The sequence below is a fragment of the Burkholderia cenocepacia genome (genome assembly GCF_900446215.1).
GTDB classification, from domain to species: Bacteria; Pseudomonadota; Gammaproteobacteria; order Burkholderiales; family Burkholderiaceae; genus Burkholderia; species Burkholderia cenocepacia.
The window spans coordinates 429,993-441,714 of record NZ_UAQZ01000014.1 but is presented as its reverse complement, the minus strand read 5'-3'; the positions used below and the strand labels follow the sequence as shown (position 1 = coordinate 441,714).

At 58.7% G+C, this 11,722-nt stretch carries 10 protein-coding genes; 9 read left to right on the top strand and 1 reads right to left on the bottom strand.

The features are described 5' to 3' along the window. Positions 1-10: 10 nt before the first annotated feature. The 8 genes from DTA15_RS39230 to DTA15_RS28645 all read left to right on the top strand — a co-directional run bounded on the left by DTA15_RS39230 (position 11) and on the right by DTA15_RS28645 (position 8,470). Positions 11-1,303: a DUF2169 family type VI secretion system accessory protein gene (locus DTA15_RS39230; RefSeq protein WP_012492501.1), complete on the top strand. Its 1,293-nt coding sequence runs from the start codon at positions 11-13 to the stop codon at positions 1,301-1,303. After that, positions 1,288-2,478 (top strand): Tle-like phospholipase domain-containing protein, encoded by a 1,191-nt coding sequence (locus DTA15_RS28675; protein WP_020979811.1) that lies wholly within the window; start codon positions 1,288-1,290, stop codon positions 2,476-2,478. The genes DTA15_RS39230 and DTA15_RS28675 overlap by 16 nt, the downstream gene beginning before the upstream one ends. 110 nt (positions 2,479-2,588) lie before the next feature. Next, entirely contained in the window at positions 2,589-3,386 is a 798-nt protein-coding gene (locus tag DTA15_RS28670) for an ankyrin repeat domain-containing protein (protein WP_006490573.1), read from the top strand. A gap of 15 nt (positions 3,387-3,401) precedes the next feature. Continuing rightward, positions 3,402-4,451: a GH-E family nuclease gene (locus DTA15_RS39225; protein ID WP_012492503.1), complete on the top strand. Its 1,050-nt coding sequence runs from the start codon at positions 3,402-3,404 to the stop codon at positions 4,449-4,451. 13 nt (positions 4,452-4,464) lie between these two features. Then, positions 4,465-4,899 (top strand): hypothetical protein, encoded by a 435-nt coding sequence (locus tag DTA15_RS28660; RefSeq protein ID WP_124714746.1) that lies wholly within the window; start codon positions 4,465-4,467, stop codon positions 4,897-4,899. A 2-nt stretch (positions 4,900-4,901) separates the two neighbouring features. Continuing rightward, entirely contained in the window at positions 4,902-5,336 is a 435-nt protein-coding gene (locus DTA15_RS28655) for a tetratricopeptide repeat protein (protein WP_012492505.1), read from the top strand. A gap of 722 nt (positions 5,337-6,058) precedes the next feature. Next, the gene (gene zorA / locus DTA15_RS28650; protein WP_006490534.1) at positions 6,059-8,071 is read left to right on the top strand and encodes an anti-phage ZorAB system protein ZorA; all 2,013 of its coding nucleotides are present in this window, start codon (positions 6,059-6,061) and stop codon (positions 8,069-8,071) included. A gap of 3 nt (positions 8,072-8,074) precedes the next feature. After that, positions 8,075-8,470 carry a flagellar motor protein MotB gene (locus DTA15_RS28645; protein WP_227743229.1) on the top strand — a complete coding sequence of 132 codons (396 nt, stop codon included), beginning with the start codon at positions 8,075-8,077 and terminating at the stop codon, positions 8,468-8,470. A 27-nt stretch (positions 8,471-8,497) separates the two neighbouring features. On the opposite strand, the gene DTA15_RS28640 is transcribed toward DTA15_RS28645, so the two are convergent. Continuing rightward, a protein-coding gene (locus DTA15_RS28640) for an IS3-like element IS407 family transposase (protein ID WP_102896096.1) occupies positions 8,498-9,618 on the bottom strand; the annotation gives its coding sequence in 2 pieces (ribosomal slippage) (positions 8,498-9,360 and positions 9,360-9,618; 1,122 coding nt in all). Between the two features lie 418 nt (positions 9,619-10,036). Here DTA15_RS28640 and DTA15_RS28630 point away from each other — a divergent pair. Further along, on the top strand, positions 10,037-11,677 hold the full coding sequence (locus tag DTA15_RS28630; protein WP_006490615.1) for an EH signature domain-containing protein: 1,641 nt from the start codon (positions 10,037-10,039) through the stop codon (positions 11,675-11,677). Positions 11,678-11,722 lie beyond the last annotated feature (45 nt).

Sequence of the window (11,722 nt, the reverse complement as noted above, 5' to 3'; positions counted from 1 at the left end):
TGCTACGACGATGGAGTTCCGTAACCTCACGCCCTTGCATGCGATTGCGTTCAATGCCGTCGACGTGCCGGGCAACGAAATCCACGTGGTGGCGCTCAAGGCGGCGTATCGGCTTGAGCCGGCGCAATCGTTCGACCCCGATGGCGATACACATCGTTGCGTGTTGCTGAGCGGTGACAACGCCGTCCCGTTGGCGATGTCAGACGAATACGAAGGCGAAACGGGTAAGAGCAGCGTGAAATGGGAAAGCGATCTCGCGCCGTTCAAACCGAAGTGTGATGTCCTGGTTCGAGCGACAGCACACGCCCCGCATGGCACGCCTGCGGCATCGTGGCCCGCTCGCGTACGCGTATTCGACGCCGGGACGATGGTCATCGACAAAGGACTGCGCGTCACGGGACCGCGCTCATTTACGAAGGGCTGGCGCGGGTGGAAGCTCGGTGAGCCTGAACCGACACGAGCTGTTCCGGTGCGCTGGGAGCAGGCATACGGCGGCACGAGCCGCGTCGCCCTTGCGCAGAGCGCAAAGGGGACGAGCGCGGATCTTGAACTGAACGAAGTCTGCTTCACCAACCCGCTGGGCCGCGGTTGGGTCGAGAAGCGCTTCCTCGATCGGGCGACCCATAAGTCGGTCGTCGCCTCGTTGTGTGCATCATCGATTCCAGGACCGTTACCGAAGATTGCCGAAATTGCGGCGCCGCAGATAGAAGCATGGGACATTCCGATAACCAGTCTCGACGTTGCCGAGCACGCCGCTTCTGGGCTGGATGCCAGGCAGATGAAAGAGGTCGTAGCCAGCTACGCGACGACGCCGGTCGGATTGGGTGTTGTCGGTCGCGCCTGGACACCGCGTTTGCAGTTTGCCGGGACTTACGACGAGACCTGGCATAAGACAAGATGGCCGTACCATCCGGTGGATCATGACTTCCACTATTGGAATGGTGCGCCGGCAGACCAGCAGATCGAATGGCCTGCGCCGGGGCTCGCCTTCGAGCTTGCCAATCTCGCGCCGCCGGAGCACACGCGTGCAGGCTTTTTGCGCGCGAGACTTCCGGGGCATCGCGCCCTTGTGGCGCTTCGCTTCAAGAGCGGGGAAATCGTGCCACTCGAGATGAAGCTCGACACACTTTTGATCGATACCGAGGAAATGCGCGTATCGGCTACATGGCGGGCGGTTTTTCCGTTGCAGCCGGCGGTGCGCGTGTGCGAGGCACGTTTCGAACTCGATCGGCATGCGCCTCTGCTGCGAATGGCTGTCCCGAAAACAACCAGCGAACCGGAGGACGCGTGGCAGACAACGTAATGGCTCGCAAGGATGGCCAGTGGACCATCGTGTCGATGATGCCGGACGTATGCAAAACCCCCATGGGGAGTAGCACGCCGCCCGTACCTTATCCTGTCACGGCGAGCCTCGGCGACAGTCAGATGACGTCGAAGACGGTCTTTGCGAACGGGAATCCGATCGTGCGGTTCGATTCGAGTTTCGCGCCGGATACGATCGGCGATCAGGCCGGTGTGGCACATGGAGTCGAAAGCGGCACCGTTGGCGCCAAGTGCTGGCCTATCGACCATAGCAAGACCGTCCGGGTCGAGAGCAAGATGGTCGTGCGTCACAGCGATCAGTTCTGGATGAACGGCAATTACGTCGGGAAGGAAGCAAAGGCTGCCCGTTGGCGTGGTCGGAAGGCCCAGATTGCCGAGGCACGGGAGAAAGCTGCTTCGATGCCGCCGGGACCGGAGCGGAGCAAACTCGAAGCGGCGGCAAATCGCTTTGAGCAAAACAATACGGCCGTCGAAAAGGCGCGTTTGGCTGAGAACGTTTACCACCCGGGGCAGGCGGCGCCAGAGGGATGGACGAACGTCAGCGGCGACCCTGCGAAACTGGCTCAGTTCAAGTTGAAGCCCAACGATTTTTCGATACCGGGGACAAACTTTCGTGCGCAGGTCTACGAGCCCGATCCTGCAGTTTTCGGAAACGATTTCAAGACGCAGGTGGTTTTTCAGGGAACAGACAAGTACAAGTGGTCCGATTGGGCCAATAACATCGCTCAAGGGGCCAATAAGAACTCGGCCTATTACGATCGAGCAGTCAAGATCGGGCGAGCGCTTGAGAAGAGTGGAACCGATGTGGATATTGTGGGGCATTCGCTCGGTGGCGGCATGGGCTCTGCCGCATCGCGCGCAAGTGGCTTGGCTGCGACCACGTTCAACGCAGCGGGCCTCAATCCGGCGACGGTAGCGCGCTATGGCGGGACACCGGTGGCATCCGATATTCAGGCGTACCGCGTGGAAGGGGAGATCCTGACGAAGGTTCAGGAAGGCAGTCACGGCATGATGCCTACAGCTGTAGGCACGCCGCACATCCTTCCGGGAACGGGTGGTGCAGTCGCACGCCATGGCATGAATCAGGTCATCGATGGCATCGAAGCACAAAAAACAGCCGATCAGGCGACGATCGTTCAGGAGACGCATCCTTGAGGACCCATACGACAACTTCGCCGGCCCGAAGCGTGAGGTACACGGCGCGGTGGCGGTGGATGGCTCTAGCCGCTGTCTCTGCACTAACAATCATCGTAAGTGGATGCAATATGAGCGCGAACTCACCCAGCAAGTATTTTGACGGCAGCTATCTGTCTGCTGCCAAGGCGATCAGCGATGGCGACGTTGCTCAACTGAAATCGGCGTTGTCCGGGATCGACGTGAACAAGCCCGGGCGACAAGAGATGACGTTGCTTTGGTTTGCCATCTCGACCAAGAATTTCCCCGCGATCAGCGAACTGATCGCGCATGGCTCAAAGCCGGACGCTCAAATTGTGGAGGGGCTGGGCAGCGCGATGTACTTCGCGATCACCAATGAAGACACTCGCTACCTGAAGGCCATGCTCGACGGGGGCTTGTCGCCGGATACGGTCGATAGCGATGGCACGAGTCTGTTACAGCGGGCGATGGAAGGCAACGGCGCGATGGAGCGAGTAAAGCTGCTAGTCGAACATCACGCAAACATCAATCATCGCGACAGCATTGGCGGGACCGCACTGGATTCCGCGCTCGACGTCGCCAAGCCGGACATTGCGATTTTTCTCGTTGAGCATGGTGCCGATGTCAACGCCCATACGACGAACGGCGTGAGCGTGGCCTACTCCGTGCAGAAAGACATCGACGCACTGCAACCGGAGGCCAAGCAGGCCACGGTCACCGACATCTCGTTGGATAAGGATGGGCAACCGGTCAGAACGGCACAGACGCCTCCCGCACCAGGGTTGTCGCCCGAGGGCAAGGAGCGCTTGGAAAAATTCGAGCGTCTGCGCGCGCTGATGATTGCGAAGGGAGCGAAGTTTCCGCCCGACCCGCCGGCGAAGGTTCGAGAACAGATGAGCAAAAAATAAGTCGGGGAGCGTACTGTGGGTGACAAGGGCAATACTGTCGGCAGATTGTACGGTCAGGCGTCGATGTCGAGCGCCCCTGCGTCTTCAGCCAATCCGCCGGTGAAAGCGGAAACACCAGAAGAGGAGGGTTGGTTCTCCAAATGGTGGGGCAATACGAAGCACGAGCTGAGTGAGGCCGCAGATCATCCATGGGAGGCGACGAAGGGCGCTGTCAAAGGGATTGCCAATATACCGTCCGATATTGGCGAGTTGCTGATCAAAGGCAGTACGCTCCAAACCGCAGGGCAAATGGAGCAGGCTGCGGCTATGCAAAGTGTGTTTGGGCAAACGCAGTCTGCTGAGGCGCTGATGCAGGGGGCGCAGGAAGTCAAGGCGAGTGCCGGCTCTATCGAGCTACCCAAGTTCCAGATGAGCAATGCGGCCCAGGCCGGCGGCGACAAGATTGCGACGGCGGCGTCACTTCTTGCTGGAGGAGCCGGGCTGGCCAAGGGCGGAGTCAGAGGTATGGCGGCCCTGGGTAAGGTTGGTGCTGCTGAAGGAGCTGAACTGACTAAGACCGCTTCGGCCGCTGGGAAGGTGCTTAAGACTGAAGGCGCTGTTGCTGAAGGCGCAAAGGCTGCCGACGCACCCACGGCGGTCGGCAAGGCGACTGGTGCAACTGAAGGTGCCGGTGCCGGAGATGCAGTCGGGGATGGAGCAAAAGTACTCAGGCGACGTAAGTCACTGCGCGAACGGTACCTCGGGCGTACCCCAGGCAAGAATTCACGGACGGGCAAGGAAGTGCAGGCGCGGCTCGAAAAGGAAGGCAGGCTACGCGAAGATCCGTTCACTGGAGAGAAAGAGTTTGAGTACAAGGGCAACTGGTATCCGCTTAAAGACGCTGATATGGCGCACCAAACGGACGCGGTTACCTGGTGGAACAATGTTGGGCGAGAGTATGGGGCGAAAGCTCCAGAGGTTCGTGCATGGATGCTCGACTCCAAGAATTACGATTTGCAACCATACTGGGTCAACAGATCCCTTGGTGCTAAACTGGGCGAACGTTATCTACCCCCATTGAAGTAAGGTGCATATGGCCATGAAGCTACCAGAGGAACTCACTAAAGACGTATACGCTTACGGTGCGGCGGGTCGGGAAGCTTGGAAGAAGGGAGACATCGCTGAAGCCGAGGTAAATTTCACAAAGGCGTGGGAGATCTTGCCCGAGCCTAGAGAGCAATACGACCTCGCGCAGTCGATGACACGTGGATTCGTCGTTTTTTATCGCGATACTAAACAGTTTGATAAGGCTGTTCACTGGCTGGCAGAAATGAAAAAGGCGTACGGTTCTGGAACCGGTCCGGATCTGACAATCGGCTTTCTTAGCGGAACGGTGTATTTTGAAGCTGGAGATCTAGATAAATCCGCGGAATTTTTTGTGCCGCTGTATGAACAATTTGGAAACAGACCGTTTTCCGGTGAGGATAAGAAGTATCTCGAATTCGCGAAGCGTGCGTCGAAGGGAAGCAAGTAAAAATGACTAGGCTTCCCAAAAAAATCCAAGATGGGTTAGATGCTCTCTCGGAGCAGGGTAATGTCTTGTGTGATGCATCGAAGTTCGATGAGGCGATTCAGCGATGGAGTGCAGCTCTCGAGTTGCTTCCCGAACCGCGGGTTGATTGGGAAGCATACACGTGGCTCTGCGCATCGATCGGTGATGCGCAATATCAGCTCGAAGAGTTTGAGGCAGCGCGACAGAGCTTCTTTGATGCGCTCAATGGCCCCGGCGGACAGGAGAACCCCTTTGTTCACTATCGATTGGGGCAAAGTCAGGTCAGTCTCGGAGACGAGGAGCACGGAGTCGCCAGTTTACTAAAGGCGTACATGCTCGATGGCGAAGAGATTTTCGACGAGGACGACGAGGGCGAAAAGTATTTACAGATGTTGCGTGATAGAAAGCTTGTCGGTTGATCATCCATCAGACCTTGCACTGCGTGAACTTTGGGGTAGTCCGCGATAAGGGTTGCAGGCGCTTGTAATTGGAAGGAAGTTGTCGCGAGCGGCGCGACTGGGATGGGCTCGTGGCGAAGTCATTCGATGTGTCACAAGCGTAGTGGGAGCGGCTGGCGTTCTTGAGGTTGCGCGCCTATTTCACCGGCGGGCTGCGACGCTCCAACATCGGAGCGCGTTGCGGCACGATAGTGGCGACTTCGCGCGACTTAGAGAGCGGTCAGGACATTGTGCCAAAGAACCTTGATCGTAACTTGGCCAGCCGCTCTCACCGGCCAGCCCACGACTTCAAGTCGGTCTTCAAATTCAAGCCAATCGCGTGCTTGCGTCGCTATTGCAAGGCTTTCGCGAGGGCAAGGACCTCGGATTGAAGGCCGCCGTGTCGAGCGAAGGCCTGGAACAGCGCACCAACAAGCCGATTTCAAAGTGGGGCACCATCACGCGCGATGGGGTATGGTGCAGCGCAGCACGCGGCGTTGGCCGGATATGTGCTCAGGCGCGGGGCTCGGCGGGAGTCCGGACTGTAGGTTCGATCCAGCGTCAGACCTTCGATGGTTGAAATATGCAGACGCTGTATGGCGTAGAGAGCGCGTCGCGTGCCGTAGAGCAGGCCGCTCGCGAGCCGCCAAATTGAATTGACCAAGAATAGAATTGACCAAGAATTGCACGGGGAAGAAGAACAAATGCCAAGCATGAATCTGAGTGAGCTTGCAGCGGAGTATTGGCACATCGGCGTGGTCGCGCTGGTCTTGGTCTGTCTATCGCTGGACTTTCTAGTCAGGTTTTTCATCCGGTCGTTTAAGCTGAGGCGCGATCTCGATGACGCGATCGAGGCGTTGCAGGCGATTCGTGGCGAGAAGAACGGGGAGCTTGTCGAACTCTCCGCGGTCGAGACCAAGGCGATGAAGTCCGAAGCTTTGTCCAACCCGTGGACCGAATATGCCAAGACGCTTCACAAGCAGCTTGGCGATGAGGACGAGCTGGGGCAGCAACGCATCAGGTGCTGGCGCTCGACAGCGTTGGCCGAGACTTTTTTCACGGATCAGGCAATCGTCGACAGTCGCTTGAAGACGGACTTCTTCAAGCATCTCCCCGGGGTGCTCACGGGCCTGGGGATCATCGGAACCTTCCTCGGCCTCATCAAGGGTCTCGTGCATTTCGATGTGAGCGTCGACCCGGCGGCGGCCCAAGCTCAGCTCCAAGGGTTGGTGAGTTCGGTGGGACATGCCTTCTATGTCTCGGCATTCGCCATCGGCCTAGCCATGTTGATTACTTGGATCGAGAAGACGATCGTCACGGTTTGTTATGGCCAAGTCGAGGACATTCGCGAACTGGTCGATAGCATGTTCAGGGGCGGGGCGGGAGAGGAATACCTGCAACAGCTCGCGAAGTCGTCCCAAGACGCGGCGACCCAAGCTCAGCAAATGCGCGACTCGCTGGTAGTCGATCTCAAAGAGATCCTCACGACGTTGACCGAACGGCAGATTGCGGCCCAAGCCCAGTACACAGGCCAGATGTCTGTCGACGTGGCCAAAGTCATTTCAGAATCGCTGGCCAGTCCCATGTCCGCGATGGCCGAGGCTGTCCAGAAGGTCAGCGGTAGTCAGGGAGACGCTGTCAACAAGCTGTTGACCGACGTGTTGGCGAGCTTCTCTGAGCAAATGCAGGAGATGTTTGGCGGCCAGATGCGCGGCATGAGCGATCTGTTGCAAAAGGCCAGTGAATCGATGCAGGCCACGGCGATTCAATTCGGACAGCTTGCGGCGAACATGGACGCCGCCGGTAACAATACGGTGGACTCGATGGGCGAGAAGCTCGCCCAAGCGCTCGATGCGATGGACGTCCGGCAGTCGGCGATGAACGCTCGGATGGGAGAATTCATCGAGCAGATTCGCTCGTTGGTCGCGCAGTCTCAGTCCGAGACCGGTGAAAAGCTACGAGAGGCGTTGGCGGCGGTCGGGACTCAGGTCGCGGGCGTGGTCGAGACGCTGCGAAAGCAGGCTGAGGAGGCCGCTGAGTCGCAAGGCCAACGCGCCCGGCGGTTCGAGGAGTCGACTGGCCAGGCGATCAACTCGCTCTCCGGCCAAGTTGAGCAACTGCTCTCGCAGTCCGTGGAGACCAACAAGTCCTTGCAGACGTCCGTATCGGCTTTGGCCGGCGCGACAGACCGGGCGATGGCTAGCCTCAATTCGGGGGTGGAAACCCTCTATGTCGCAGCCAGCGACTTCGCGAAAGCCGGTTCAGGAGTGTCCGAGACGATGCGCTCGGCCTCCACGGCCACCGATTCGATCAAGACGGCCTCCGCGCAGCTCTCGACGGCCACTGACAACGCCAGGGGGATCTTCGCCGACTACGCACGCACGCGCGACACATTCGCCACGATGGTCGCGGAGCTGCGGCAGACCTTCGAGTCGGCCAAGAAGGATGCTGCAATGACTTCGGAGCTCGTTGGTAAGATCCAGGCAGCGGCCCGCGAACTCGCAGCGGCCCAGCAGCAGTCAGAGGACTATCTCAAAGGCGTGACCGAGGTCCTCGTGGGTGCGCACGAATCCTTCCGCGACAACATTGACAGAACGCTGGGTGAGGGCAATCGCAAGTTCCAGTCTGAGCTATCGAACGCCGTCAACCTACTGTCCGGAGCGATCAAGAATTTGGGCGATGCGGTTGATGAGATTCCGGCCGGTCGAGGGCGATAAGCGATGTTTGGTCCGAAATCATCTAGGCGGCGCAATGGCAGGGACGAAGGGGAGAAGCCCTTCTGGATTTCCTTTTCCGATTTGATGACGGCACTTATGGTGCTGTTCCTCGTGTCGATGGCAGTCGCCCTGATCGCCATCACGCAGAAGCAAAAGGTCATTGACGACACGATCGAATTGCGCAAGAAGACCATCGCGCAATGCCTGACCGAAGTCGAAGATGTTACCAAGCGCCCTGAGTTCAAGGGGGTGACGGTGCACGGCAACTCGATCGACTTCGGCGCAGTCGTTCTGTTCGCCGATCAGCACCACTCGTTCGAGAGGTCGGCCGACGAGCGCTTTATTCGCAGCTTCGTCCCCGAGGTGTTGAAGGTGGCTCTGACCTGCCCCCATCAATAGGGCCAATGGGCTTCTAGCAAAGTCCCTTTAAACCAACTCCTGGAAAGCGGCAGGAGTATCCGCGGTTGCCCGATGTTTCGCCGCAAACTCTGACGGCGCAAGGTAGTTCAGTGCGCTGTGCGGCCTTTGCTCGTTGTAGTCCTGACGCCATGCCGCGATGACTGCCCGAGCATGCGCGAGCGTCGTGAACCAGTGCTCGTTAAGGCATTCGTCGCGGAACTTGCCGTTGAACGATTCGATGTACGCATTCTGCGTTGGCTTGCCCGCCTGAATCAACTTCAGAGCGACGCCGTTCGCATACGCCCACTGGTCAAGCGCGCGGCTCGTAAATTCGGGGCCCTGGTCTGTTCGCACCGCCTTGGGATAGCCACGGAAGCGAGCTGCGCGGTCCAATGCCCGAGCGACATACAAACCTGAGATGCCATGGTCGACAACGATGTCGACAGCCTCTTTCGTGAAGTCGTCGACGACGGTCAGGCACTTCACGCGCCGGCCGTTGGAAAGCGCATCCATCACGAAATCGATTGACCACACCTCGTTGGGGGCGCCCGGCAATGCCAGTTGCTCGCGCTCAATCATTACGCCGTGGCGCTTGCGACGGCGCCGCACAGCCAGCCCTGCCTCACGGTACAGGCGATAGATGCGCTTGTGATTGGCGTGCGTGCCTTCGCGTTCCACTAGGGCGTGCAATCGGCGGTAGCCGAATCGACGACGTTCGTGTGCCAACTCCACCAGACGCGCCGCTAGCACCTCATTCTCGTGGTCTGGCTTCGCGTCGTAATGCAGCACGCTGCGAGAAAGCCCGACAAGCCGGCAGGCGCGGCGCTCGGAGATGTTGACCTTCCCCCGAATCGCCGATACTGCTTCGCGTTTGGCTTGCGGGCTCAGGGCTTTCCCTTGACGACGACCTTCAACGCTTCCATATCGAGCATTGCTTCGGCCAGCAGCTTCTTCAGCCGGGCATTCTCCACCTCGAGGTTCTTGAGCCGGCGGGCTTCCGAGACCTCCATGCCGCCGAACTTCGCACGCCAAGTGTAGAACGACGCATCACTGAACCCGTGCTTCCTGCACAGTTCCTTGACCGGCATACCGGCCTCGGCTTCCTTCAGAAACCCGATGATTTGCTGTTCCGTAAAGCGCTTCTTCATGTTCGTCTTCTTCTCCGAAAACGAACTTTACTAGACTCCGGCTGGCCCTGTTTGCAGGGGGCAGGTCAGCTCGCGCAAAGAGCTGCGAAACATGGCTTAAGCGTGTTGTAGTCGAAGGCTTCGCCAGCCGTACCGGTAACTATCTCTACAATCTGAATCTAAGCTACCTGCGATCTCAGCGAGTCTTGTGCGCGTTGCTAAACACACAAGTTCCCGACGCGCTCTCCGAAGCCGATCGAAGGCAGATTCAGACGCTCTTCTTGGTCGGCGGCTCGTCCTTCAACACTGCATCCAACGATGGTCCGGCACGCATGCGACGGGTCGAGGTCAGGTTAGAGTTCCGCGATTTCGGATCGGCGGCTGAGCCGACGCCAGACATTCCACTTGATCCGGGCAAGTCTTGTCCGAACGACCTGCGATGAACGAAGCGCTGGAATTGCTGCGATCAGGCTTGGCCCGCTCGTTCACGCAAGCGGCGAAGAATCCCGACCTATGGCTAGACGCGAAATCGATGGAGCACGCGAAGGAGCGCGTGATTCGCGATCATGGCGGAGCGGCGATCAAGGTGGATAGCCGGACCATTTGGGCTTCGATCGAGGACTTCCGACGGCTTGGCCATGCCGCGAACTTCCGCGAGCTCAAATACGTTTGCCTAGGTGTTTCCGCTATGGATGCCAAGGGCTGGTGCATCCTCGCTGAGGAAAGATTGCGTGAGCAGGTAGGCAAACAGGTCGAGGAACAGGTGGCTATCCATCGCAAGCTGCGCTGTTTTCAAGCATTGCTTGCCTCTTACTTCTCGTTTGCGCTTGGAGCGTCCAATCTTGACCCAAAGGCGGTGAAGGGCTGGACGACACTTCGGACTTGGCTCCAACGTCAGCGGCAGCAATTGGCCATTGCCTTGGACCACGTTCCGCCTTGGTTCGAAGCTCTGGATCGACATTCTGAATTTCTGACTGGGCGGCCCTGTGACAAGTTCGTCCCTGACTTGATGCGTGGCGATGCGTCCTCGCTCGAAGAAGCGATGGACAGCCTAGGCATCGATCGCGATTCCTGGGTGATGGAGGCGGCCGTCTTTGCGCAGATGGAGGCAGCGGAGAAGCTTGACGATGTTCGTTTCAAGGCGGCACTGCCTGATCTGCTGCGCATCGCAATGGGTGAGGCGGGCGCGAAGGTCGGCGAACGGCTGCGGATTCGCGGCATCGCGTTACTGGTTTCCCGATATGCGCGTTGCTCTGCAACGCCAGAGCACCCTGGGCTGCGCGACGCGGCAGTCGGCGTCATTGGTAACCCTTGGTTGCGCAGAGCGAGTTGGGATGCGCACGTCGTAGACGCGGTAAAGCAGCCCGACACGCGTGCGAGAGAGATGGTTTTCGGGTGGCTCAAAGGCCGGCTCATCCAGGATTTCTTTGAGTTGCTCAGCGCCGAAGATACTGGCGATACGCGGCGCCTCGTCTATTGGCTGCGTTTCGCGCCCTTCGTCGACGATATGTGGTTCGCTCTTGGCCCCACGGCGCAATACCGAAGCGATTGGCTATTCAGGGAGTTTCGTGAGCGTGCGAAAGGGCGGCTCCTAGACCTTGAAGGCGCGTCGGGCGACAACAACGCGTTCGTGATGAGGATTGGTGCTCATGTCGCCATTGAGTTTGGCGCCACAGGCCACGCGTTCTATCTGCTTCGCTGGGACGCCTTGCCGCCAGCCGTATCTAGGGCGCTGACTTCGGGTAAAGCGAAGGACTATGTGGTGCTCAGCCAACTGAAGCCGGAACTCCACGAATGGAAGCAGAGTCACCGGGATGCGCCTGTCGCTCTCAGAAGTTGGGAACAGAAGTTTGACGACGAACTCTTACCGCGATTGGGTGTGGCGCCGAAAGAGCGGCCGGTATGCGTACCTGATCTCGAAAAGCTGTTGGAAGGGCGTAATGTCACCGTGACGGATAACAGGGCCAAGGGGGGCGCGCTTCGGATTGGGCCAGATGACGAACTGGCCGGCGTAGCTCGTCAGCTTGCAGCCTTGGGTATGCAGCAGCCGCGGCGCGGCCGTGGTTGGATCAAGGAGTGAGGCGATGATCCGATTGTTCGGTTTGTCAAACGCATTTGAAATCTG

Excerpts from the sequence above, each read along its gene's own strand:
- DTA15_RS39230 (WP_012492501.1), top strand. The coding sequence starts at position 11 with ATGGAGTTCCGTAACCTCACGCCCTTGCATGCGATTGCGTTCAATGCC.
- DTA15_RS28670 (WP_006490573.1), top strand. The coding sequence starts at position 2,589 with ATGAGCGCGAACTCACCCAGCAAGTATTTTGACGGCAGCTATCTGTCT.
- DTA15_RS28660 (WP_124714746.1), top strand. The coding sequence starts at position 4,465 with ATGAAGCTACCAGAGGAACTCACTAAAGACGTATACGCTTACGGTGCG.
- DTA15_RS28655 (WP_012492505.1), top strand. The coding sequence starts at position 4,902 with ATGACTAGGCTTCCCAAAAAAATCCAAGATGGGTTAGATGCTCTCTCG.
- zorA (WP_006490534.1), top strand. The coding sequence starts at position 6,059 with ATGCCAAGCATGAATCTGAGTGAGCTTGCAGCGGAGTATTGGCACATC.
- DTA15_RS28645 (WP_227743229.1), top strand. The coding sequence starts at position 8,075 with ATGTTTGGTCCGAAATCATCTAGGCGGCGCAATGGCAGGGACGAAGGG.
- DTA15_RS28630 (WP_006490615.1), top strand. The coding sequence starts at position 10,037 with ATGAACGAAGCGCTGGAATTGCTGCGATCAGGCTTGGCCCGCTCGTTC.